A 23,144-nucleotide genomic window follows, 5' to 3' on the forward strand; every position below is an offset into this window, starting at 1 on the left:
TCTGGTATCCAAAGCGGAAAAGGTCGATGGCGAATACGTCCAGAAAATCCAGATTTTCTACCGCTTTATCGGTCCATTGGATGCCATCGAGTAACAAAGTCAGAAAAGTCACCTCCGAGAACTATCCTACAGACGGTGGGGCAGGAGGTGAGCAGCCGCTTGACGTTCAGCAGCAGAATTTCGCAATCCTCCTCTGCCACCACGCTGATGTTCAGGATGGCACCGGGGGTGGCGGCGTAAGGCTCCCCGAAAAAGTCTCCGGTATTGCACTTGGACAGGATATTGCGGTGTCCCCAAAGATCTTCCTGTATCACAAGGGTAGAGCCGGACAGCACAAGTCCCATGACCTCCGTGGAATCTCCGGCACGGAAAATGTAGGAGCCCCGGGGGCGGGTGATTTTCGTTGCACTGACGCAGTGCAGGATGGACAAAATTTCATCGTCGGTAAGCCCGGTAAAGAAGGGGCAGTTCCGCAGAACAGGCAGATATTTTTGCATAAAAGCCTCCTTGTTGGAATTCAAACAGACAAGTTGCCTTTAGTATACTATAATAAAGCTGCAAATGCAAAAAACACCCACAACAGGAGAGTATAGATATGATTCGGAAGATCATCCATATTGACGAAGAAAAATGCAACGGCTGCGGCTTGTGCGCAACCGCCTGCCACGAGGGAGCCATCGACATCATCAACGGCAAGGCAAAGCTGGTGCGGGAAAATTTCTGCGATGGCTTTGGCGACTGTCTGCCGGGCTGCCCCACCGGAGCCATTACCTTTGAAGAGCGGGAAGCCCCCGCCTACGACGAGGCGGCGGTGCAGGAGAACAAAAAGAAAAAGGAGCTGCAGGAAAAGATGAAGCATCTCCACGAGGGCGGCTGCCCCGGCTCCCGGATGCGGACGCTGGAACAGCCGGAGACCGCTGCCGAAAGTGTGGCTTCTGCTCCCGTACAGCCGGTCTCCCGGCTCCGCAACTGGCCGGTGCAGATCAAGCTGGCACCTGTCCATGCGCCTTACTTTGAGGGTGCAAAACTCCTGATCGCAGCGGACTGCACAGCATACGCCTACGCCAATTTCCATCAGGAGTTTATGCGCGGCAAGGTGACCCTCATCGGCTGCCCGAAGCTGGATGCTGTGGATTACAGCGAAAAGCTCACCGAGATCCTGCGCAGCAACGACATCCAGAGCGTGACCATCCTCCGCATGGAGGTGCCCTGCTGCGGCGGCTTGGAGATGGCCGCAAAAAAGGCACTGCAGACCAGCGGAAAGTTCATTCCGTGGCAGGTGGTAACCATCTCCATTGACGGAAAAATTCTGGATTAAAAGTACAGGGCAGACCGATACCGCTTTGGCGGGAAACGTGGGATGATCCTTGCAGGAACTGGTTCGGGCTCAGAAAAACGTAGAACGATTTTTTGCGGAGGAAAAGAACACCACCGAGAAAACCCGGATCCGATAAACGAATACCGCCGAGGAGCGTTCCCAGTTGGAAGGCTCCTCGGCGGATTTTTTGTCAAGCACTGATAATAAATAATAAGTAGGATTCACAAGCATAAACTCTTGAAACGCTTCTGTCGGAATGTTACAATACATACTAGATATGTTGGTATATACTGTTCAAAAAACTGCTGACAACAGGGCATGAATCATGCTGCAATGAACTTCTTGAAACCTGTGCAATGGAAATGAAACCGGAATGAGACCGTCTGGGGCGGAGAAAGATTGGGAAAAATGAAAAACTCTGGAACGAGCGAAACCATGCAGACGCTGATGCGGAAAAGCGTCTGTGCGATGCTGAGCCTGCTGCTGTTGCTATCAGCCGTGCTCCCTGTGAAGACTGCCGCAGAAACCGCCCCTGCAAAGATCGTCCGTGTCGGCTCGTTTGAGGACACCTTCAACTATGTCAACGAGAGGGGTGCAAGAAAAGGCTACGGCTACGAATTGCTGGAAACACTATCCGGCTATACAGGCTGGCAGTTTGAGTATGTGACCTGCGATTGGTCAGACTGCTTTGAAAAACTCAAAAACGGCGAGATCGACATCATGGGCGATATTTCCTATACGGAAGACCGCGCTGAGGAGATGCTGTTTTCGGACGAGCCGATGGGGGAAGAAAAATATTACCTCTATGCTGATTTCTCGCGCACAGACATCTCCGCCTCCAACTTCAAAACGCTGAACGGCAAAAAGATCGGTGTTCTGATGGGAACGGAACCGGAAGAGATGCTGACCGAATGGGAGGAAAAACACGGCATAAAAACGGAACACGTCAACATTTCCGACAACGAGGATGTGAAGCAAAAGCTGGCAAACCACGAGATCGACTGCTTTGTTTCACTGGAAGAAGCTTTCTGGGCAGAGCTTGGCATTTCGACCATGACCCGTGTGGGAGAATCCAGCATCTACTATGCGATCAATAAGGACCGGCCTGATCTCAAGGAAGAACTGGATTATGCAATGAGCGTGTTGGACGAAGCGGATCCTTTTTATACGGCGGATCTGTATAAACGGTATTTCTCGCTGGATTATACGCCCATCCTTACGGGTGAGGAAAAGGCGTGGCTCAGAAAGCACGGCGCGATCCGGATGGGCTTTCTGACGAGTGATGGCGGCGTCAGCACCTATGACCCTGCCACCGGGGAGCTTACCGGAGCGATCACGGACTATATTCAGTTTGCAACAGGTTGTCTTGGAAATCAGGAACTGGAATTCCAGATCGTCGGCTATGACAGCATAGAAGCGGAACTCGATGCCCTGAAATCGGGCGAGATCGACATGATCTTCCATTTCGACCAGAACCCGAATCTGGCGGAAGAGTATCGTGTTGCCTGTACCAGCACAACGTGGATCACAAACCTGATGGCGGTTACGAACAAAGAGCACTTTAACGAGAGCAAGGCAAACCGCATTGCCGTTCCCCAAAACAAGCTTTCCCTGAAAAAGTACCTTGCGTTTTATTATCCGCAGTGGGAGATCGTGGACTGTGATACACAGGAGGATGCGGCAAAGCCAATCAATCTGCTTGCCGGTTCTATTGCAATGTATCAGAGCTCTGCGCGGAAGGTTACCCTGAGCGAGTTTATAAAGGATAACTTCTTTATGGTTCTGCTGATCGGCAGCATTGCCGTTGCAGTTGTTCTGCTCACGATCCTGAAGCTGCTCCAGAAGGCGCGTAAAGCCGAAGCTGCTGCAAAGAAAGCCGCAAACGATACGCAGGAGCTGAATGCAAAATTGCAGGTCGCCGTGGAAAAAGCAGAGAGTGCGAACCGCGCCAAGTCCACCTTCCTGTTCAATATGTCTCATGATATCCGTACGCCCATGAACGCCATTATCGGTTACGCAGATCTTGCCTCCCGGCATCTGGACGACCCTGAAAAGCTGGAAAAATACATGGAGAACATTCAGGTGTGCGGACAGAACCTGCTGATGCTGCTGAACAATGTTCTGGATCTCGCCCGGATCGAGAATGATAAGACGGAGATCGAATATTCGGTTTCGGATGTGGAGAAGGATTTCCGTAACTGCATTGCGATGTTCCAGAATCAGGCAGACAGCAAGGGGCAGACGCTTACGGTGACAGCACAGCTGCAGCATCCGTATGTCTATGCGGATATTCCGCACCTGACCGAGGTCTGCACGAATCTTGTCAGCAATGCAGTCAAATACACAGGTGCCTGTGGCACGATCCACTGCGATATCACGCAGAAGCCCGGCAAGAAAGAGGGCTGGTGCGATACGGTGATCACGGTTGCCGATAACGGCATCGGAATGTCGCAGGAGTTCCAGAAGCACATTTTTGAACCCTTTGAACGGGAGCGCACTTCCACCGTCAGCAAGGTGGAGGGCAGCGGCATCGGAATGGGCATCGTGAAAAAGCTGGTCGGGCTGATGGGCGGCACCGTGGAAGTGGAAAGCAAGATCGGTGTTGGCTCCACGTTTACCGTCACCATTCCCTGCCGCATTGCATCGCAGGAGGAAACACAGGCAAAACGGGATACCACTTCTTCGGACAAAAAGGGCCTGTCCGGTACAAAAATCTTGCTGGCCGAGGACAACGACCTGAATGCGGAAATCGCCGTCGAGCTGCTGCAGGAAGAGGGCTGCGCGGTAGACCGCGCCAAAGACGGCGTGGAATGTGTGGATATGCTGGAAAAAGCTGCGAACGGAACCTATCAGCTGATCCTTATGGACATCCAGATGCCTGTGATGAACGGCTACGATGCGGCAAAAAAGATACGGAGGATGGATGATCTCCCAAAAGCGGATATCCCCATCATCGCCATGACTGCAAATGCTTTTTCCGAAGATAAACAGGCGGCATTGGATGCAGGGATGAACGACCATGTTTCAAAGCCGATCAATAGGAATATCCTTGTGCCGACCATCCAGAAATATCTCTGACGCTGGGCTTCGTCCTTTGTGCGGCAGGTGCAGTTGAAAAGATTGCATAGAGTATGATAAAAGTATTATTCTTTTGTGAATTTTAGCACTCTATGCTTGACAGTGCTAAAAACGTGTGGTATAACTAGGCCGTGCTCAGGAGGAAGGGCAAAGAAGAGAGCCGCAAGGCTCCCCGGAAAGCCCCGCCGAATGGGTAACATAAAGATTTTTGACCCGACCCGAACGCCGGGATTGGAGGAATGATTTATGTTTATGCCGACTATTTTCCATGAAAACCTGTTCGATGATCTCTTTGACCCGTTCTGGAACGATGGCGCGCTGGAACGTGCGATGAACCGTGACGAGCGTGAAACCTTCGGCAAGCGCGGTGCAAACATGATGAAGACCGATGTGAAGCAGACCGCCGATGGCAACTATGATGTTGCCGTTGACCTGCCCGGCTGCAAGAAGGAAGATGTTCAGATGGAGCTGAACGACGGCTACCTGACCATTCAGGCCGTCCGCAGCCACAGCAATGACGAGAAAGATCAAAATGGCCGCTACCTGCGCCGCGAGACTTTCTCCGGCACCTGCGCCCGCAGCTTCTATGTGGGGGACGCCGTGAAGAAGGAGGACATCCACGCAAAGTTCGAGGATGGCATCCTGCACATCACGCTGCCCGCACCGCAGCAGCAGAAGGCTCTGCCTGTGAACCCCAACCTGATCGAAATTGAATAACAGCCGTGCATCGGTGTGAGGAACATCGGTGCCCAGTGTATAATGCAAAGCCCCCGGAGAGCTGAGAAAAGGCTCTCCGGGGGCTTTTTGCGTCTGCTTCGACGAAATAAATTATTTCCGGCTGGTCAACCGGTTCAGCAGCATCACGGCCAAAACGATGATGCCGATGACGAGAATGATGCCGACCATGCCGATGAACATCATGGGCAGCGTGGTCATCCACGAAGAAAGATGAAGCATATGCGTACCTCCGTTAAGCCATCAGGGTCAGGATCAGGCCGCCGGCGATGACGGATGCGATCTGCCCCGAAACATTGACGCTGATGGAGTACATCAGCAGGAAATTCTGAGAATCCTCTTCCAATCCCATCTTATTGACCACACGGCCGCTCATGGGGAAGGCCGAGATGCCGGCCGCGCCGATCATCGGGTTCAGCTTTTTGCCTTCCGGCAGGAACAGATTCAGCAGCTTTGCGAACAGCACACCGCCCGCCGTATCAAAGACGAAAGCCACCAGACCCAGTGCAAGGATGAGCAGAGTGTCGGGACGGACGAACTTGTCTGCCGTCATCTGCCCGGCCACGGTCAGGCCCAGCACAAGGGTGATGAGGTTTGCCAGAACATTCTGTGCCGTTTCACTGAGCGCATTCAACACGCCGCATTCCCGCAGCAGATTGCCGAACATCAGGAAGCCCACCAGAGCCACACTGGCAGGAGCCACCATACCGGCGATGATGGTCACCACAACGGGGAACAGAATTTTCGTCAGCTGGCTGACATTGCCTTTTTCGTAGGGCATTCGGATAAGGCGCTCTTTCCGGGTGGTCAGCAGCTTGACGACCGGCGGCTGCACGATGGGCACCAATGCCATGTAGCTGTAAGCTGCCACCATGATGGCACCGAGGTACTGGGAATTGAGAGTGTTTGCCACAAAAATGGCAGTGGGCCCGTCCGCTGCACCGATCACGGCAATGGAAGCGGCGTCCCTCAGGTCGAAGAAGAAGCCCGCCAGAAACAGGGTGAAGAAGATACCGAACTGAGCGGCGGCACCAAAGAGCATGAGCCACGGTTTTTCCAGCAGGGGGCCAAAGTCGATCATGGCGCCAATGCCAATGAAAAGCAGCAGGGGAAACAGTTCGTTGGACATTCCCGCTTCAAACAAGGCGGAAATGGGGCCGACGGTGTCCCCCTGCGTGATGGCACCCGACAGCGGCAGGTTGACCAGAATGGCCCCGAAGCCCATGGGCAGCAGCAGACTCGGCTCCATCTTTTTGGCGATGGCAAGGTAGACGAGCAGCGCACCGATGCACCACATGACCACCATCTGCCACGTCAGGTTCCCAAAGTTGGAAAACAGACTTGCGAATGTGTTCAGAAAGTTCATTTTTTCTTACCTCCTTGTGTTCCGGTACGGCGGCAAGAAAAAAGAGACTTCTGCCACAGTACCTTGTCTGTGACAAAAGTCTCAAGCGAACACATGACATCGGGCATTTCTGCCGTGATGACGCTGCCATGCAGCAGTTTCCCGAATGAAAAAACGAAAACTGCCCTTTACTCCCTTTTATCAAAGGCATTAAAACAGAAGAGGGGAAGGCTGTCAAGAGGGATACGGAAATCTTTTCTGAATCTTATCCGGTCTGGGATCGCGGCTGGTCAAAGCAGGAAAGGAAAGATGACCGTATCTGCGTGCATCGGCTGCTGAAAACAAATCGGCTGAAACAGGATTTCGTTTTCACATCACGCCTTGAAGCATCGGGGCGGAGGGGCAGATAGAAGTGGAAATGACGGTTTTGTTGTATAAAGCAAGCGGATCTGTCCTATGGATTCCTCCCTTTGTGTGATATGATTGCATCAATGAAAAGGAGGAATGCAAGATGATCCACCTGTTGCTGGCCGTGATCTATGTGTCGTTTATCAGTCTGGGATTGCCGGATTCCCTTCTGGGGGCGGCGTGGCCGTCCATTTATCAGGGGCTCAGGGTCCCGGTCTCCTATTCCGGCGTGATCTTCTGCATCATCTCGATGGGGACGGTGATCTCCAGCCTGCAAAGTGACCGACTGACCCGGAAATTCGGGGCGGGCGGCGTCACAGCCATCAGTGTGGCCATGACGGCGGCGGCGCTGTTCGGCTTCTCCGCCAGCAATTCGTTCTGGGCTTTGTGCCTGTGGGCCATTCCCTACGGCCTCGGTGCCGGGAGCGTGGATACGGCCCTCAACAACTACGTGGCGCTCCACTTCGCCAGCCGCCACATGAGCTGGCTCCACTGCATGTGGGGCATTGGTGCCTCAGTCGGGCCGTACATCATGGGGGCTGCCTTGACGCGAGGCGCCGGGTGGCAGATGGGCTACCGTATCATCAGCGGGATGCAGGTGGTACTGACGATCATGATCGTTCTGAGTCTCCCGCTCTGGAAGGCCAAAACGACTGCGGACGCAGGGGAGCAGGAAGCGGCCCCCGCAAAGGCTCTGACCCTGAAACAAATTTTCCGCATCCCCGGAGTGAAAGAGGTTCTGGTCACATTTTTCTGTTACTGCTCGCTGGAGCAGACCACGAGTCTGTGGGCCAGCAGCTATCTGGTACTGAACAGGGGCATCTCCCCGGAAACCGCCGCCAGCTTTGCCAGCTTGTTTTTCCTCGGCATCACTGCGGGCCGAGCCCTCTGCGGCTTTTTGACCCTGAAGCTGAACGATGCACAGATGGTTCGGATGGGCCTTGGCTTGATCGCGATGGGGGTGGTGCTCCTGCTGCTGCCGCTGGGGGAAACGGCGGCCTTGGCGGGGCTGCTGCTGGTCGGCTTCGGCTGCGCACCCATTTACCCCAGCCTGATCCATGCGACGCCGGGCCGTTTCGGGGCGGAAAATTCACAGGCGATCATCGGGGTGCAGATGGCAAGCGCCTACATCGGCAACTGCCTGATGCCGCCGCTGTTCGGCGCGGCCGCAAACCATACCACCATCGCCATTTTTCCCTATTATCTGCTGGTGATCCTGATCCTGATGGGGGCGATGCACGAGACGCTGCAAAAGGGAACGAAAGCGGGGCACTAAAACATTCGACCGGCAGATACGACCGGCTCTGAAAGACAGAGGGCAAATCGGGCCGCCGGATTTGTGCAAAACAGCTCTGGCCTTTTTCTGCGGGGCGTGATACACTAAAGCCATCCAGAATAGGGAGGTCAAGACTATGGAATTTCATGAAGTTGTGAAAGATCGTTATTCCTGCAAAGGGTTTGGCCCCGGCAAAGTTCCCGCCGAGAAGCTGAACGCCATCCTCGAAGCGGGCCGCCTTGCGCCGACGGCCAAGAACCTGCAGGAGCAGCGGATCTATGTGATCCAGTCTGAAGAGGGTCTGGCAAAGATCGACGCTGCCACGCCCTGCCGCTACGGCGCCACCACCTGCGTGGTGGTGGCCTTTGACCGGAACAATACCTTTACCTACCCCGGCGGGAAGCGGAACTCCGGTGTGGAGGATGCCTCCATCGTGGCGACCCACCTGATGCTGGCCGCCGCCAACGAGGGGGTGGACAGCTGCTGGCTGAACTTCTTCGACCCGGACAAACTGGCCGAGGCGCTGGGGCTGCCGGAGAACGAGGAGATCCTGATGATCCTCGACCTTGGCTACGCCGCCGAGGGCACCAAGCCCTTGCCCAACCACGCTTCCAGAAAGCCGCTGTCGGAGACGGTCGCGTACCTGTGATCCGGCCATGAAGCGCACGGCGTATTATCATCTGCCCGGCCTGTTCGAGTTTTATGAGCTGTACCGCGTCTTTCTGCCGTTGTTCCGCACCCATCGGGAGTATTTTTACGATTGGTGCGAGATCGGTTCGCTCTACGGTGCCCCGTCGGACTGCATCTGGGGCGGGGGACGCACCGGCTTCGGCAGCGCCGACCCCGGCGAGGTCCTTGCTTTGACGCAGGAGTACGGCATCTCCGCCCGCCTGACGTTCAGCAACTCTCTGCTGCGGGAAGAGCACCTTGCCGACCCGAAGTGCAATGCCCTTTGCGCCCGGTTTGCGGCCGGCGGCGGGGTGCAAAGCGGCGTCATCGTCCACTCGGAATTGCTGCTGGATTACCTAAAACGGACCTATCCGGCGCTGTACTTCGTCTCCTCCACCACCAAGGTGCTGACGGAGTTTCCCCAGCTTTTGCAGGAATTGCAGCGGGAGGAGTTCCGCTATGTCGTGCCGGATTTCCGCCTGAACAAAGCCTTTTCGGAGTTGGACGCTCTGCCGCAGACGCTGAAGGACAAGGTGGAGTTTCTCTGCAACGAGTGCTGCTGGGTCGGCTGCACCGACCGGAAACGGTGCTATGAGAATGTCAGCCGCAAAAACCTCGGTGAGCCCTGCCCGGATCACCGCTGTGCCGCGCCGAAGGCGGCAGAGGGCTACCGCTTCTCCAAGGCGATGGCAAGCCCCAGCTTCATCGGCGTGGAGGACATCCGGGACTGCTACCTGCCCATGGGCTTTTCGCAATTCAAAATCGAGGGCCGCGGCCTTGGCAGCGCCCTGATCTTGGAGTTTCTGCTCCACTATCTGACCAAACCGGAATACCAGCTCCACGTCCGGGAGGCTGTCTATCTGGACAACATGCTCGATCTGTTCTGAGCGGTCGCCTGCTTTTATAATGTAAAAGAGGCTGTTGCACGTCGTTTTAGTCGAACATGCAGCAGCCTCTTTTTATTCATCGAACACGGCGTCCTCAGGCGAGGTCGGCGAGAATGCCCGGCCAAAGGGCTTCCTCCTGCCGCATGACGGCGAAGGCACAGTCCAGATACATCTTGTTGGCGGCGGAGATGATGGTGCTGCGGAGCAGCAGCTTTTCCTCCCCGGCGTCTTCGGCAAGGTCCCGGATGGTGTGGCGCAGGCCGAAGACGTAGGGCAGACAGTTCTCCAGCTCGTCGCAGAAATAATCGTAAGCCTGTGCGGCGGAGAAGTGCTGCCGCTGCATTTTGAACAGGGTGTCGATATTTTCCATCGAGAGGACGGTTTTGGAGACGACGATGTAGATCAGGCTGGCCAGCTGCTCGCGGGTGTATTTTTTCTTGACGGGGTGGCTGATGATCCCTTTCTTGACATAGTTGCTCACCATGGAGGCGGTGAGCTCCACCCCTTGAAACGAACGAAAATACCCGTTGACGAACTGAACGGTCTGGTCGAGATACAGCCCAACGGAAGGCAGCTCCTCGTACCGGGGCAGGGCAAAATCCACGGCACAGGCCGCAATGCGGCGGTTCGATTCTTTTTTCATGCGGATAGTATAGCGTATTTTTCCAGCAGGGTCAATGGGTTTGTGAAATCTTTTGAAAGAATTCGCGAAAACAGTTGACAGGTTTTTGAAAAACTGATATCATGTCTCCGACAACCATGAAGACGTGGCGGCGCATCCGGCCGCTGAAAGGGAGAGATCGCTTATGAAGACCAAGATCGTTGTGGACTCCGCCGCAAACCTGTATGCGCTGGAGGGCGTGGACTTCGCCTGTGTCCCGCTGAAGATCATCACCGACCATGAGGAGTACCGCGACGACGGCACGCTGGACGCTGTGGGCATGGCAACGGCCCTGCGCACTTACAAAGGAAAGACCTCCACCTCCTGCCCGAACGTCAGCGACTGGCTGGAGGCTTTCGAGGGAGCCGACGAGGTGTATGCCATCACCATCACGGGCACCCTGTCCGGCTGCTACAATGCGGCCCAGTTGGCGGCGGAAGAATACCAGCAGGAGCACCCCGGCAAGCGGGTCTTCGTGCTGGACAGCCTGTCCACCGGCCCGGAGCAGCAGCTTCTGGCTGAGCACCTGCGGGATGAGCTGGCGGCTGGGAAGGACTTCGACGCCATCTGTGCGGAGATGCTCCGCTACCACGAGCACACGCATCTGCTCTTCTCGCTGGAATCGCTGGCGAATCTGGCCCGCAATGGCCGGGTGAAGCCCGCCGTCGCCGCTGTGGCGCGGGTGCTGGGCATCCGGGTCATTGGTCAGGCCAGCGCGGCGGGAGAGCTGGACGTTATTTGCAAAACGCGGGGGGAGCACGGCGCACTGGAACGCATCGTGCTGGAACTCAAGGAGCACGGCTATGCCGGCGGCCGGGTGATCGTCTCCCACTGCAGCAACCCCGCCGCCGCTGAGCGCCTCAAGCATATGATCGAGGCGGTCTTCGAGGGCGCACAGGTCGTTGTGAACCCCTGCGGCGGCCTGTGCAGCTACTACGCTGAGCTGGGCGGGCTGCTGGTTGGGTATGAGGACGCAGAGGCGTAAGAAAGCCGCCTTGCAAACCGAGCCAAGCTGCGCTATACTATCTCCATCATAAGAGCCGCGGGGCGGCGGGGGAGGGGTGCAGCGTGTTCAGACTGCCATTCGTTAAATTTTTCAGCCGGATCATCAATCGGGCCACCGTCACCATTGCACTGGTGCTTTTGCAGGCGGCGTGGCTGCTGTGGGCGTTCTGGGCTTTCACCACGGGCCGGGTCTGGCTGAACGGTCTGCTGAAGGCGCTGAGCATCTGCATCGTGCTGTACCTTGTCCGGAAGGACGAAAACAGCGCTTACAAGATCGGCTGGATCGTTTTGATCGGGCTGCTGCCGCTGCTGGGCGGCGCGCTTTACCTCGCCTTTGGCAATAAGGCCCCGGCCAAGGGGCTGCGCACCCGGATGCAGAAGGTGGAACGGGCTCACACCGCCGACCTTGCCCCGCAGGAGGACCAGACCGACACGCTGGAACGGTCGGCCAAAAACCTGAGCCGCTACGTGGAAAAATACGGCCCCTACCCGGCGTGGAAGCACACGGACGCGGAATATTTCCCCAGCGGCGAGGCCATGTACCCCAAACTGCTGGCCGACCTCGAAAGGGCGGAAAAGTTCATCTTTCTGGAATTTTTCATCGTTAAGACTGGCATCATGTGGGACGGCGTGGAGACCATCCTCAAGCGGAAAGCCGCCGCGGGGGTGGACGTCCGGCTCATCTACGATGATTTCGGAAGTCTGCTGGGGCTGCCGACGGATTTCATTGTTCGGATGGAGCGCAGCCGCATCCGCTGCATCCCCTTCAACCCGGTGGTGCCGCTGGTGTCGCTGGTCATGAACCACCGCGACCACCGGAAGATCGCGGTCATCGACGGCAACATTGCCTACACGGGCGGCGTCAACCTTGCCGATGAATATATCAACGCCGAGCGCCGGTTCGGCTACTGGAAGGACGCCGCCATCCGGCTGGAAGGGGCGGCGGTCTGGAACTTTACGGTCATGTTCCTCAACAGCTGGAATGCCTTCCGCCCGCAAGAAACGGATTACGCTCCCTTTGCGCCCACGAAGCTGCCCGAAACCTCGGACGGCATCGTGCAGCCTTACTCGGACAGCCCGCTGGACGAAGAGCCGCTGGCGGAGACGGTCTACCTGAACATCCTGAACCAAGCGCAGCAGTATATCTACATCTATACGCCTTACCTTGCGGTGGGCGAAGAAATGCTCGATGCGCTGAAAAATGCGGCCAAGCGCGGGGTAGATGTCCGGCTGGTGCTGCCCGGCATCCCGGACAAAAAGCTGGTGTTCCGGCTGAGCCGGTCCTACTATGTGCCGCTGCTCCGGGCGGGGGTGCGCATTTATGAGTTTACCCCCGGCTTCCTCCATTCGAAGTGCTACGTCAGCGATGACCATCTGGCGGTGGTGGGCAGCATCAACATGGACTACCGCAGCCTGTTTCTGCACTTCGAGTGTGGGGCGCTGCTCTACAACAACAGTCAGGTCATCGCCCTGCGGGACGATGTGCTGGCCACGCTCCCCCGGTGCCGCGAAGTGAGCCTCTCCGACTGCCGCACCTCCCTCGTCGGCACCCTGTTGGATAGTGTGCTGCGGCTGCTCAGCCCGCTGATGTGATACCAACATCTGACGGCGCTTTTTGTGGCAGCAGGGCGTAAAGTGCTGAATTGCAAACCTTGCGGACTGCCAAGGCCTCTCACTTTGGGAGAGGTGGCATCGCGAAGCGATGACGGAGAGGGCAAGGACGCTGACAAGAACGCACCGCGTCAGTTTAGATCAAGCCTTTCGGAAGTCTGCCCCATCGTAAGCGCCCTCTAAACCGGGGCAAAGTCTCCCCGCCAGCATCCTCGCCCTCTCAGGCGCTTCGCGCCAGCTCCCCCAAAGTGGGAGCCATTGGCAAAGGCGTGAAGTCTGAGCGTAACGCCTTCGGCTCCCTTGCGGCAGCAGGGCCTTTGTTTATGACTGCGTTCGATAAGGCGAGGGCAAGCCCCGCTGACGAATAAGAAAATCCTTACCGGATATACTATTCCTAAACCTATCCGGAAAGGAAGCGTATCTATGAGAAAACCAAGGGTTCTTTGGGGCTGTGCGCTGGCGGCGGCGCTGCTGTTGACTTCCTGCGGGAAAAACAATGCAGGGTCGTCGGGTTCCGGCAGCATGAGCGGGGCGGCCAGCGGGAGCAGCTCGGCTTCCCAGACAACGGCGGCGTGGAAGACCGGCCTCGGCGTCATCACCGAGGCATCGGAAGAGGACCGCACCGGGAGCATCGAGTTGGTGGCGGCGGCGGTGCTGCTGGATGGCGACGGGAAAATTTCCGGCGTGAAGCTGGATGAGCTGGAAACTACCTTTTCTGCGGGTGGCGACGGCGCTGTAAACCTACCCAAGGATTACCGCACCAAGCGCCAGAAAGGGGACGACTACCCGCTGGCGGCGGCGTCCTCCCTGAAAAAGGGCTGGGCAGAACAGGCCGATGCCTTTGCGGATTACCTCATCGGCAAAACGCCTGAAGAGGTGTCCATGCTGAAACTGGACAACGACGGCAAGGGGACGGACCCGGACCTGCTGTCCGAGTGCACCATCGCAGTGGACCACTACCGGGACGCCATCTCGAAAGCGTGCAGCAGCGCCAAGGTGCTGGGCGCGGCCAAGGGAGACCGGGTCTCGCTGGGCATTGAGGCCGTGAATGCGACTTCGGATGTGACCGCCACCGATGACAAGGACGTGAATGCGGGGATCGACGTGAGCATGGTGGCCGTGACGCTGGACGCCGACGGCCGCGTGACCAGCGCCGTGGCCGACATGGCCGAACCGGCCCTCACCGTGATGTCCGACGGCGGCATCAAGGCCCCGGACATGGTGGAGACCAAGCTTGAACAGGGCGACCGCTACGGGATGCGGGGGGCCTCTTCCATCGACAAGGAGTGGTATGAGCACAGCGAGGGCTTCTGCAGCTACCTCAAGGGCAAGACCCGCGCCGAGGTGGCCGACATCCCCTCCGACGGCTCGGATGCCGACCTGATGGCCCTCTGCACGATCTCGATTGAGGACCTGCAGAAAGCCGCTCTGGACGCTATGGCGGCGGTCAACTGAGCCAAGACGAGCAAAAGAAAATCGGGCTGTTGCAAAACTCCCTCAGTCACGGCTTCGCCGTGCCAGCTCCCTCTCGGAGGGAGCCTTGGCGTAACGGTGAGCTGTGAAAGCCTCCCTCATTGAGGGAGGTGGCATCGCGTCAGCGATGACGGAGGGAGTTCCGCAACAGCTTTTTTGCGCAAAACGCCCAGAAAGAGCGCCGAAAGGCAGACGTCTTCCGGCATTCTGCGAAAAATCCCGTTTTCCTCTTGCCAAACGCGGCAAAACGCGCTATTCTATAGTCACGATTTAGCTCTTTAGCATGATAAAGCAATAAAATAAGCTCGTTGAGGAGGGCTTCTGGGATGAGGATGAAACGCATTCTTTCGATGATGGTGGCCGGTGCGCTGGCACTGGGCCTTGCAGCCTGCGGCGGTGCCGCTTCCACTTCCACGGCAGCTTCGGCTTCCGCATCTGCGGCGGGGTCCGCTGCTTCCGCTTCGGCAGATAGCGACCTCGATTACATCAAGGGCAACGGCAAGATGGTCATCGGCTACACCGTGTATGAGCCGATGAACTATACCGACGACAACGGCACCTTCACCGGTTTCGATACTGAGCTGGCTACCGCCGTCTGCGAGAAGCTGGGCGTTGAACCGGAGTTCGTGGAGATCAACTGGGATACCAAGGTCGTGGAGCTGGACGCCAAGAGCATCGACTGCATCTGGAACGGCCTGACCCTGACCGATGACATCAAGGCGAACGCCGCCACCACCAAGCCCTACGCCAAGAACGCGCAGGTCGTGATCGTGAAGGACGGCACGGAGTATTCTTCTACCGCCGACCTTGTGGGCAAGACCGTGGTCGCCGAGGCCGGTTCCGCCGGTGAGGCCGCCATCGAGAGCGACGAGAATCTGGCACAGGCCGATTATATCGCCAAGAACGTCCAGACCGACTGCCTGATGGAGGTTGCCGCCGGTACCGCCGACGCTGCGGTTCTGGATATGACGCTGGCCAACGCCATGATCGGCGAGGGCACCGACTATGCCGGCCTGAAGATCGTGGACGAGCTGAACGCCGAGGAATACGGCGTGGCCTTCCGCAAGGGCAGCGACGCCGCCGAGGCCGTCAACGAGGCCTTCGATGAACTGAAAGCCGACGGCACCCTCGGCGCTCTGGCTGAAAAGTACGAGCTGACGCTGGCCGACTAAGTAAAAAAATCCTTCCGTCATCGCTGCGCGATGCCACTGCCCCCTTCTGGCCAATCGTGCCACCTCCCCCGGCCGGGGGAGGCTTTCTCTGAGAGGGGGCTGGCCGCGAAGCAGACTGGGGGAGTTTTGCCGTCGAAAAAACTGATGGATAGGTGTGTTTTTTGTGTCTGTGATTCTTGAGCGCCTTTCCGGCGCGTTCCTGCTCAACTGTGAGCTTTTTGCGCTGACGCTGCTGTTCGCGCTGCCGCTGGGCCTCGTGGTGGCCTTTGGCTCCATGAGCCGCTGCAAGCCCCTGTCGGCTGTGGTCAAGACCTTCGTCTGGATCATCCGCGGCACCCCGCTGATGCTGCAGATCATCGTCATCTACCTCGGCCCCGGTCTGCTGGGCATGACGAACCCGTGGCCTACCGGCTCCGGCGGGCGGATGGTGGCAGCGGTGGTGGCCTTTGTCATCAACTATGCGTGCTACTTCTCGGAGATCTACCGCGGCGGCATCGAGGCTGTGCCCAAGGGCCAGACCGAGGCCGGGCAGGTGCTGGGCATGACCAAGCCCCAGATCTTCTTCAAGGTGACCTTATTACAAGTGATCAAGCGCATCCTGCCCCCCATGGGCAACGAAATCATCACCCTCGTCAAGGATACTTCGCTGGCCAACACCATCGCCAACAAGGAGATCATCATGATGGCGAAGGAGTACAGCGCCAAGGGCCTGATCTGGCCGCTGTTCTCCACGGCCATCTTCTTCCTCGTGTTCGTGGGCGTGCTGACCATCCTGTTCAACTGGCTTGAGAAAAAGCTCGATTATTTCCGCTGCTAAGGAGGAACGATATTATGGCATTGCTCGAAGCCTCCGGCATCGGGAAAAATTTTGAGGAGACCCATGTCCTGAAGGACATCTCTCTGACCTTGGAAAAAGGCGAGGCGCTGGCCATCATCGGCTCGTCGGGTTCCGGTAAAACGACGCTGCTGCGCTGCCTGAACTTCTTGGAGCGCCCGGATACCGGCGTCATCAAGGTGAACGGCGAGACCATGTGGGACGCCGCCGACCCCGCCACCCAGAAGGAGAGCGAGATCCGAAAAAAGCGGCTCCACTTCGGCTTGGTGTTCCAGAACTTCAACCTCTTCCCGCAGTACACCGCCCTGCAGAACGTGATGCTGGCGGGGGAGCTGCTGGCGAAGGAGCGCCCGGACTACAAGGTCAACAAAAAGGCCATCCACGCCGAGCTGGAGCAGCAGGCAAAGGAGCTGCTGGGCCAGATGGGCCTGTCCGAGCGGGCGAACCACTACCCGCACCAGCTCTCCGGCGGCCAGCAGCAGCGGGTGGCCATTGCCCGCGCGCTGGCTCTCCACCCGGACATCCTCTGCTTCGACGAACCGACCTCGGCCCTTGACCCGGAGCTGACCGGTGAAGTCCTGCGCGTCCTGCGGGACCTTGCCGACCGCAAGACCACCATGATCATCGTCACCCACGAGATGCACTTCGCCCGCGATGTGGCGGACCGCATCCTCTTCATGGATGGCGGCGTGGTGGTGGAAGAGGGCCCTGCCAAAGAGCTCATGGACCACCCCAAAGAGGAGCGCACAAAGCAGTTCCTCGCCCACTATTCTGAATGACCACATCTGCCCCCGGAGAGCTTGCCTTTCCGGGGGCGTTTTGCGTCTTTTCGTGGATTCTACTACTGGTCGGTTGCGGTTTGGGCGCGGTTTTGCTACACTGGTACCAACAAAACCGGACAGGGGAGGACGACACGATGGAGCAGAACTTCGAACTAAACAAGCAGGCGTTCGGGGCGTTTCTGGCGCAGCTGCGGCGGGAAAAGGGCTGGACGCAGAAGGACCTTGCGGAGCGGCTGTACGTTTCAGATAAGGCCGTCAGTAAGTGGGAGCGGGGGCTGAGCGTGCCGGACGTCTCCCTGCTCCTGCCGCTGGCCGAACTGCTGGGAATTTCGGTGACGGAGTTGTTGGAAGGTCGGCGGCTGGAGGAGCAGCAGCTCCCAGCCAATGAGGTGGAAGCGCTGGTCAAAAAGGCGCTGACCATCCCCAAGGAGCCGGTGGAAGTCCGGCGTGGACGAGTGAAAAAATACCTGCCGGTGTATCTGGTCTGCAACGTGCTGGGCGCGGTGGAAGCGCTGGCTGTCTGGAATCTGGGATGGGTGTCTGAAAAAATGGGAACGCTGTTGTGGGTCAGCTGCTTTTTCGGGTTCTTTTTCGGAGCATACTATTTTTTTACAGAGGAAGTTCTTCCAAGCTACTATGATGAAAACCGCATCAATTACATTGCGCAGGGTGCGTTCCGGATGAATATTCCGGGAGTCTATTTCAACAATCATAACTGGCCGATTATTTTGCGGTGGGCACGGATCTGGACGGTCGTCACCGCACTGGCCATGCCGCCGCTGTTTGCGGTCGGAACATGGATCGGAAAACGGGTCGGCGTGGAGCTCGGCTGGGTGATTTGGGCGCTATATCTTGGAAGCATGGTTCTGTCCATCATTGTTCCGGCAAAAAAGTATGAATTTCATGCCCGTCTATGATCCTCTGCCTTGCTGGCCGCATCGGCAAAATTGGCGCTTCGGCCAAGAAGGGGGCGTGCGGGGAACCGCGGATTTTTGTGCTCCATGCAGTAAAAGGACGTTTTGCATCGTTTTATAGAGCGAAAGGATGTGTGTTCTATGAAACGGAGACGTTCTGCGCAAAAGCGCCGCACGCGGCGGCGGTGGCTGATTTTTCTGCTGATTTTGCTGGCGCTGCTGCTGTTCTGGCCCCGGCGGGTCAGTCTGGAAGGACTCATCAGCCCTGAAGCGGTTCTGATGGACGCGGACAGCGGGGAAGTGCTGGCCGCAAAAAACGCGGATGCGTCCATCTATCCGGCGTCCATGACTAAGGTGATGACGGCACTGCTCGTCCTCGAAGCAAACCCCGACTTGGATACGCCGGCAACGCTGCCAGAGGACATCTTCCCGGAATTGCGGGCCGAGGGCGCGTCAATGGCGGGCTTTCTGCCCGGTGAGACGGCCACGGTGCGGGACCTGTTATACGGTGTGCTCCTGCCCTCCGGCGCGGAGTGCTGCGAGGCGCTGGCGCGAGAAGTGAGCGGCTCGGAGGAAGCCTTTGTAGAGTTGATGAACCAAAAGGCCGCAGCGCTGGGGATGGCATCCACCCACTTCTGCAACCCCACCGGTCTGCACGACCCGGAGCATGTTTCCACCGCGCGGGACATGGCTGTTCTGCTGCGGGCGGCGATGCAGAATGAGATGTTCCGTAGGATCTTCGCAACAGCCCGCTACACCGTGCCGCCCACGAATCTGCACCCGGACGGCTTTACGATGGAGAGCACGTTTTGGAGCGAACTGGACGGCACGGAGCTGCGCCGGGGAAAATTTCTGGGCGGCAAAACGGGCTATACCAGCGCCGCCGGGCTCTGCCTTGCCAGCGCGGCGGAAGTGAAAGGGAAGACCTATCTCATGGTCACGGCGGGGGCGCAGGGAAACCACAACACCGAGCCTTACCACGTCGATGACGCCGTGAATGTCTGCCGTCAACTGGCCCGGTGAACGGTCATGCGCAGAATCACTAATTTTTGCATCAATTTTTTAGTGAAGCTTATCAAAAGAAGACGCTTGAAAAAAACCTGCAATCTGTTATAATCACATTCGTGAATCCCACAACGTCCTGCCCCTTTTCCGGCAGGACGTTTTTGTCGGTGAAAAATCGTTTTTTCTGCCTTTTGATGATCCCCAAAGGAGGGCGCTGACATGACAAAAGATATGACACAGGGCAGCCCGCTGAAGCTGATCCTCGCCTTTGCGGTCCCGCTGATGCTGGGCAGCCTGTTTCAGCAGTTCTACAATCTGGCCGATACCATCATCGTGGGCCGGTTCGTCGGCGTGGAAGCGCTGGCGGCGGTCGGCAGCGTGGGCGGCTTGAACTATCTGGTGCTGGGCTTCGTCAACGGCATCGCGTGCGGCTTTTCCATCCCGATCTCGTGGGCCTTCGGCGCGAAGGACTACCGCGAGATGCACCGCTATACCGCCAACGCGGTCTGGCTGTCGGTGTTCTTCGCCGCCGTGCTCACCGTGGCCACGGTGGTCATGACCCGCTCCATCCTTGTGTGGACCAACACGCCGGATAACATCATTGATCTGGCGGATATTTACATCCGCACCATCTTTGTGGGCATCCCGTTCACCCTGCTGTACAACATGACCAGCGCCTTGATGCGTGCCCTCGGCGACAGCAAGCGCCCGCTGTATTTCCTGCTGGTGGCAAGCGTTTTGAACATCGGGCTGGATCTGCTGTGCATCATCGTGTTCAAGATGGGGGCCTTCGGTGCGGCCTTCGCGACGGTCTTCAGTCAGGCCGTGGCGGGCATTGGCAGTCTGTTCTACATCCTCAAGCATTACGGTGAGCTGCGCTGGTCGAAGGAAGAGGGCAAGCTGAGCAAGAGGCACTGTGCCAAGCTCTGCAATATGGGCATCCCCATGGGCTTGCAGTGCAGCATCACCGCCATCGGCAGTGTGCTTTTGCAAGGCGCGGTCAACGGCTTGGGCAGCGACATCGTGGCGGCCCAGACTGCCGGCGGCAAGGCGGCCTCCTTCCTGTCCGTCCCGCTGGAGAGCATCGGCACGGCCATGACCACCTACGCCAGTCAGAACATGGGCGCCCACGACCTTGGCCGCGTGAACAAGGGTGTCAACACGGCGCTGGGCATCGGCTGTGTCTACAGCGTGGCCTCCTTCCTGATCCTGCGGGTGCTGGATAAGCCCCTGATCGGCCTCTTCCTTGAGGGCGACCAGACCGAGATCATGGCCAACGCCCAGAGCTTCATCTTCTGGAACAGCGTCTTCTATATCCCGCTGGCGGTCCTCATCATCTACCGGTACACCATTCAGGGTCTGGGCTATTCCAGCCTTGCCATGTTCGCCGGTGTGGCCGAGATGGTGGCCCGCGCGCTGGTGGGCTTCCTGTTCGTGCCGCTGTGGGGGTATTTTGCCGCCTGCATCGCGAACCCGGTGGCGTGGTTCTTCGCCTGTTTCTTCCTCATCCCCGCCTACATCGTGGTCTATCGGCGGCTGCAAAAGGAGAAGCTGACGCCCCACGCAAACCTATAAATATAAAAGGAAGCGTTTTGCACACGATGCGTTGCAAAACGCTTCCTTTTATATTATACTAAAATCACTTATGTCACAGAAAGGGCGGTGGAGCCGATGGAACAGGAACTGGAACAGATCGAGGGCACGGTCGAGGACATCATCTACGAGAATACGGACACGGGCTACACCGTCTTTGAGATCTCCGGCGGCGGGGTGCTCACGGTGGTCTGCGGCGTGGTGGGGGAGCTGCACGCGGGCGAGAGCGTCGTCTGCCGCGGCAAGTACGAGAACCACGCTGCCTATGGCCGCCAATTCCACGCGCAGGAGTGCGAGACCGACATGCCCAAGGATTTGGAGGCCGTCTACGCCTTCCTTGCCAGCGGGTCGCTGCCCTACATCGGAGCCCGGACAGCCAACAAGATCATCGACAAATTCGGCGCACAGGCGCTGGAAATTATTGCGAACGACCCGGCCCAGCTGGTCACCATCCCCGGCATCTCGGCGGACAAGGCCGACCGCATCCAGCAGGAGTTCAAGCGGATGTTCGGGATGCGGGAACTCATCGCCTACCTCGCCCAGTTCGAGATCAGCCCCCGCCGCGCCATGGAAGTTTTCCGGGTCTTCGGCCCCGGCGCCATGAACGCCATTTCCTCGAACCCCTACCTGCTCTGCGGCGAGCCATTGCAGCTCGACTTCCGCCACGCCGACAGCATCGCCCAGTATTACCATATGGAAGGGGACTGTGCACAGCGGCTGGAAGCGGCCCTGCTGCGCACCCTGCGCCATAACGCGGGCAACGGCCACACCTGTCTGCCCCGCGCACAATTGCTGGACACGGCGTCCAATTTCATCCACCAGCCGCCGGAAAAGCTGGCGGCCGCGCTGGACCGCTGCCTTGAGACCGAGGAACTCTGCGTTCGGATGTTTGACGGCACACCGTATGTTTATCTGCCAGACCTGCTGGCGGCGGAACAGGATATTGCCGACCGGCTGGCTCTGCTGACCCGGCGGGGCAAGAACCCCGTCTGCGACCTTGACCGGAACATTCAGGTCTTGGAGCTGACGCAGGGCTTCGCCTATGCGCCGCTCCAAAAAGAAGCCATCCGCAAGGCCATGACCGAGAACTGCCTTGTACTGACCGGCGGCCCCGGCACCGGCAAGACCACCACCGTCAACGCCATCTTGCAGCTGCTGGAGCATCAGGCGGAGCGGGTGGCCCTCTGTGCCCCCACGGGCCGCGCGGCCAAGCGGCTGAGCGAGCTGACGGGCCGGAAGGCCTCCACCATCCACCGGCTGCTGGAAGTGGACTACACCGGCGGCGTGGTCAGCTTCATCCACAACGACAAGAACCTGCTCAAGTGCGATGTGGTCATCCTCGACGAGATGAGCATGGTGGACGTCAAGCTGTTTCAGGCCCTCATCGCGGCGCTGCGGTATAGCTGCCGCATCATCATGGTGGGCGACGCCGACCAGCTGCCCAGCGTCGGCCCCGGAAACATTCTGGGGGAGGTCATCCGCTCCAAGCTGGTGCCCACCGTCTGCCTGAACGAGATCTTCCGTCAGGCCAAGCGGAGCCTCATCGTGGAGAACGCTCACCACATCATTTCCAGCGAGCCGCTTCAGAAGGGCGGCAAGACCGACGACTTCTTCTTCTTGGAGTCGGACGGCGAGGCGGCGCAGAAACTGGTCTGCGACCTTGTCACCACCCGGCTGCCCCGCAGCTACGGCTTCGACCCCATCAAGGACATCCAAGTGCTCTGCCCGACCAAGCTCGGCCCCACCGGCACACAGGCGCTGAATGTGGAATTGCAGAACCTGCTCAACCCGGAACAGAAGGGCAGACCTCAATTGCAAAGCGCGGCCCGCATCTTCCGGGTGGGGGATAAAGTGATGCAGGTGCGCAACAATTATGAGATCGTCTGGCAGCGTATCGGCGGGGAACAGGGCGTGGGCGCTTACAACGGCGACATCGGCATCGTGGAGTCCATCAACACGCGGGAACGGTCGATGGTGGTGCGGATGGATGACCGGCGGCTGCTTTACCCGGCCGAGAACCTAAACGAACTGGAGATCGCCTACGCCATCACGGTGCACAAAAGTCAGGGCAGCGAGTTCCCGGCGGTGGTGCTGCCGGTGGCGCAGGTGCCGCCCCGGCTGTGCTACCGGAACCTGTTCTACACCGGCGTCACCCGCGCACGCAAATTGTGCATCGTCACCGGGCGGCGGGACGTCGTGAACCGGATGATGGGCAATGTGCGCCAGAATCTGCGGTACAGCGGGCTGTGCGCGCTGCTGCAGCAAGCCATTCCGCCGGAGCAAGTTGCAGTGGAAAAAGTGTGACCGGTGTGTTATAATAAGATGATTTGAGATCACGCCCCGCAGCGGGCGTTGCCCATACAAAACGAACTAGGGG

General features: G+C 58.2%; 21 protein-coding genes. 17 read left to right on the forward strand and 4 right to left on the reverse strand.

What is annotated here, in order from left to right:
* Position 1 precedes the first annotated feature (1 nt).
* On the forward strand, positions 2-94 hold the full coding sequence (locus C4N23_RS14195; protein WP_242983738.1) for a DUF4368 domain-containing protein: 93 nt from the start codon (positions 2-4) through the stop codon (positions 92-94).
* On the opposite strand, the gene C4N23_RS05830 is transcribed toward C4N23_RS14195, so the two are convergent.
* Positions 66-497, reverse strand: a complete 432-nt coding sequence (locus tag C4N23_RS05830; RefSeq protein WP_342587746.1) for a cyclic nucleotide-binding domain-containing protein — start codon at positions 495-497, stop codon at positions 66-68. The genes C4N23_RS14195 and C4N23_RS05830 overlap by 29 nt on opposite strands.
* 98 nt (positions 498-595) lie before the next feature.
* Between C4N23_RS05830 and C4N23_RS05835 the strand changes: the two genes are divergently transcribed.
* The 3 genes from C4N23_RS05835 (at position 596) to C4N23_RS05845 (ending at position 5,113) form a co-directional block, all read left to right on the forward strand.
* A complete protein-coding gene (locus C4N23_RS05835) occupies positions 596-1,318 on the forward strand; it encodes a 4Fe-4S binding protein (protein ID WP_112144701.1) in 723 nt (240 codons plus the stop codon).
* Positions 1,319-1,726: 408 nt separating this feature from the next.
* On the forward strand, positions 1,727-4,396 hold the full coding sequence (locus C4N23_RS05840) for a hybrid sensor histidine kinase/response regulator (RefSeq protein ID WP_112144703.1): 2,670 nt from the start codon (positions 1,727-1,729) through the stop codon (positions 4,394-4,396).
* A 246-nt stretch (positions 4,397-4,642) separates the two neighbouring features.
* Complete coding sequence (locus C4N23_RS05845; RefSeq protein WP_112144705.1) at positions 4,643-5,113, forward strand: Hsp20/alpha crystallin family protein; 471 nt, start codon at positions 4,643-4,645, stop codon at positions 5,111-5,113.
* A gap of 111 nt (positions 5,114-5,224) precedes the next feature.
* On the opposite strand, the gene C4N23_RS05850 is transcribed toward C4N23_RS05845, so the two are convergent.
* Both C4N23_RS05850 and C4N23_RS05855 read right to left on the reverse strand, forming a co-directional pair.
* Positions 5,225-5,353 (reverse strand): oxaloacetate decarboxylase, encoded by a 129-nt coding sequence (locus tag C4N23_RS05850; protein WP_112144708.1) that lies wholly within the window; start codon positions 5,351-5,353, stop codon positions 5,225-5,227.
* 13 nt (positions 5,354-5,366) lie between these two features.
* Entirely contained in the window at positions 5,367-6,497 is a 1,131-nt protein-coding gene (locus C4N23_RS05855) for a sodium ion-translocating decarboxylase subunit beta (RefSeq protein ID WP_112144710.1), read from the reverse strand.
* 490 nt (positions 6,498-6,987) lie between these two features.
* Between C4N23_RS05855 and C4N23_RS05860 the strand changes: the two genes are divergently transcribed.
* From C4N23_RS05860 to C4N23_RS05870, 3 genes are all read left to right on the forward strand, one after another.
* Positions 6,988-8,160 carry an MFS transporter gene (locus C4N23_RS05860; protein WP_112144712.1) on the forward strand — a complete coding sequence of 391 codons (1,173 nt, stop codon included), beginning with the start codon at positions 6,988-6,990 and terminating at the stop codon, positions 8,158-8,160.
* A 136-nt stretch (positions 8,161-8,296) separates the two neighbouring features.
* Complete coding sequence (locus tag C4N23_RS05865) at positions 8,297-8,809, forward strand: nitroreductase family protein (RefSeq protein WP_097838898.1); 513 nt, start codon at positions 8,297-8,299, stop codon at positions 8,807-8,809.
* 7 nt (positions 8,810-8,816) lie between these two features.
* On the forward strand, positions 8,817-9,716 hold the full coding sequence (locus tag C4N23_RS05870) for a hypothetical protein (protein WP_112144715.1): 900 nt from the start codon (positions 8,817-8,819) through the stop codon (positions 9,714-9,716).
* A gap of 94 nt (positions 9,717-9,810) precedes the next feature.
* Here C4N23_RS05870 and C4N23_RS05875 read toward each other — a convergent pair whose 3' ends face one another.
* On the reverse strand, positions 9,811-10,359 hold the full coding sequence (locus C4N23_RS05875; protein ID WP_055191256.1) for a DUF1836 domain-containing protein: 549 nt from the start codon (positions 10,357-10,359) through the stop codon (positions 9,811-9,813).
* Positions 10,360-10,522: 163 nt separating this feature from the next.
* On the opposite strand from C4N23_RS05875, the gene C4N23_RS05880 reads away from it, so the two are divergent.
* The 10 genes from C4N23_RS05880 (at position 10,523) to recD2 (ending at position 23,071) form a co-directional block, all read left to right on the forward strand.
* Positions 10,523-11,362, forward strand: coding sequence for a DegV family protein (locus C4N23_RS05880; RefSeq protein ID WP_112144718.1), 840 nt, complete (start codon positions 10,523-10,525; stop codon positions 11,360-11,362).
* An 83-nt stretch (positions 11,363-11,445) separates the two neighbouring features.
* A complete protein-coding gene (cls, locus tag C4N23_RS05885; protein WP_112144720.1) occupies positions 11,446-12,975 on the forward strand; it encodes a cardiolipin synthase in 1,530 nt (509 codons plus the stop codon).
* Positions 12,976-13,416: 441 nt separating this feature from the next.
* The gene (locus tag C4N23_RS05890; RefSeq protein WP_112144722.1) at positions 13,417-14,448 is read left to right on the forward strand and encodes a hypothetical protein; all 1,032 of its coding nucleotides are present in this window, start codon (positions 13,417-13,419) and stop codon (positions 14,446-14,448) included.
* A 350-nt stretch (positions 14,449-14,798) separates the two neighbouring features.
* Complete coding sequence (locus C4N23_RS05895; RefSeq protein WP_112144779.1) at positions 14,799-15,638, forward strand: transporter substrate-binding domain-containing protein; 840 nt, start codon at positions 14,799-14,801, stop codon at positions 15,636-15,638.
* A gap of 169 nt (positions 15,639-15,807) precedes the next feature.
* Positions 15,808-16,455, forward strand: a complete 648-nt coding sequence (locus tag C4N23_RS05900; RefSeq protein ID WP_417949420.1) for an amino acid ABC transporter permease — start codon at positions 15,808-15,810, stop codon at positions 16,453-16,455.
* Positions 16,456-16,469: 14 nt separating this feature from the next.
* Entirely contained in the window at positions 16,470-17,252 is a 783-nt protein-coding gene (locus C4N23_RS05905) for an amino acid ABC transporter ATP-binding protein (protein ID WP_112144728.1), read from the forward strand.
* The gene (locus C4N23_RS05910; RefSeq protein WP_242983735.1) at positions 17,249-18,172 is read left to right on the forward strand and encodes a helix-turn-helix domain-containing protein; all 924 of its coding nucleotides are present in this window, start codon (positions 17,249-17,251) and stop codon (positions 18,170-18,172) included. Before C4N23_RS05905 ends, C4N23_RS05910 begins: the two co-directional genes overlap by 4 nt.
* 138 nt (positions 18,173-18,310) lie before the next feature.
* Positions 18,311-19,192 (forward strand): D-alanyl-D-alanine carboxypeptidase family protein, encoded by an 882-nt coding sequence (locus C4N23_RS05915; RefSeq protein WP_112144733.1) that lies wholly within the window; start codon positions 18,311-18,313, stop codon positions 19,190-19,192.
* 201 nt (positions 19,193-19,393) lie between these two features.
* Entirely contained in the window at positions 19,394-20,749 is a 1,356-nt protein-coding gene (locus C4N23_RS05920) for an MATE family efflux transporter (protein ID WP_112144735.1), read from the forward strand.
* A 96-nt stretch (positions 20,750-20,845) separates the two neighbouring features.
* A complete protein-coding gene (gene recD2, locus C4N23_RS05925; protein ID WP_112144738.1) occupies positions 20,846-23,071 on the forward strand; it encodes an SF1B family DNA helicase RecD2 in 2,226 nt (741 codons plus the stop codon).
* The last annotated feature ends 73 nt before the right edge of the window (positions 23,072-23,144 follow it).

It is taken from the genome of Faecalibacterium hattorii (assembly GCF_003287455.1).
Taxonomy (GTDB): Bacteria; Bacillota; Clostridia; order Oscillospirales; family Ruminococcaceae; genus Faecalibacterium; species Faecalibacterium hattorii.

Excerpts from the sequence above, each read along its gene's own strand:
- C4N23_RS05830 (WP_342587746.1), bottom strand. The coding sequence starts at position 497 with ATGCAAAAATATCTGCCTGTTCTGCGGAACTGCCCCTTCTTTACCGGG.
- C4N23_RS05835 (WP_112144701.1), top strand. The coding sequence starts at position 596 with ATGATTCGGAAGATCATCCATATTGACGAAGAAAAATGCAACGGCTGC.
- C4N23_RS05840 (WP_112144703.1), top strand. The coding sequence starts at position 1,727 with ATGAAAAACTCTGGAACGAGCGAAACCATGCAGACGCTGATGCGGAAA.
- C4N23_RS05845 (WP_112144705.1), top strand. The coding sequence starts at position 4,643 with ATGTTTATGCCGACTATTTTCCATGAAAACCTGTTCGATGATCTCTTT.
- C4N23_RS05850 (WP_112144708.1), bottom strand. The coding sequence starts at position 5,353 with ATGCTTCATCTTTCTTCGTGGATGACCACGCTGCCCATGATGTTCATC.
- C4N23_RS05855 (WP_112144710.1), bottom strand. The coding sequence starts at position 6,497 with ATGAACTTTCTGAACACATTCGCAAGTCTGTTTTCCAACTTTGGGAAC.
- C4N23_RS05860 (WP_112144712.1), top strand. The coding sequence starts at position 6,988 with ATGATCCACCTGTTGCTGGCCGTGATCTATGTGTCGTTTATCAGTCTG.
- C4N23_RS05865 (WP_097838898.1), top strand. The coding sequence starts at position 8,297 with ATGGAATTTCATGAAGTTGTGAAAGATCGTTATTCCTGCAAAGGGTTT.
- C4N23_RS05870 (WP_112144715.1), top strand. The coding sequence starts at position 8,817 with ATGAAGCGCACGGCGTATTATCATCTGCCCGGCCTGTTCGAGTTTTAT.
- C4N23_RS05875 (WP_055191256.1), bottom strand. The coding sequence starts at position 10,359 with ATGAAAAAAGAATCGAACCGCCGCATTGCGGCCTGTGCCGTGGATTTT.
- C4N23_RS05880 (WP_112144718.1), top strand. The coding sequence starts at position 10,523 with ATGAAGACCAAGATCGTTGTGGACTCCGCCGCAAACCTGTATGCGCTG.
- C4N23_RS05890 (WP_112144722.1), top strand. The coding sequence starts at position 13,417 with ATGAGAAAACCAAGGGTTCTTTGGGGCTGTGCGCTGGCGGCGGCGCTG.
- C4N23_RS05895 (WP_112144779.1), top strand. The coding sequence starts at position 14,799 with ATGAAACGCATTCTTTCGATGATGGTGGCCGGTGCGCTGGCACTGGGC.
- C4N23_RS05905 (WP_112144728.1), top strand. The coding sequence starts at position 16,470 with ATGGCATTGCTCGAAGCCTCCGGCATCGGGAAAAATTTTGAGGAGACC.
- C4N23_RS05910 (WP_242983735.1), top strand. The coding sequence starts at position 17,249 with ATGACCACATCTGCCCCCGGAGAGCTTGCCTTTCCGGGGGCGTTTTGC.
- C4N23_RS05915 (WP_112144733.1), top strand. The coding sequence starts at position 18,311 with ATGAAACGGAGACGTTCTGCGCAAAAGCGCCGCACGCGGCGGCGGTGG.
- C4N23_RS05920 (WP_112144735.1), top strand. The coding sequence starts at position 19,394 with ATGACAAAAGATATGACACAGGGCAGCCCGCTGAAGCTGATCCTCGCC.
- recD2 (WP_112144738.1), top strand. The coding sequence starts at position 20,846 with ATGGAACAGGAACTGGAACAGATCGAGGGCACGGTCGAGGACATCATC.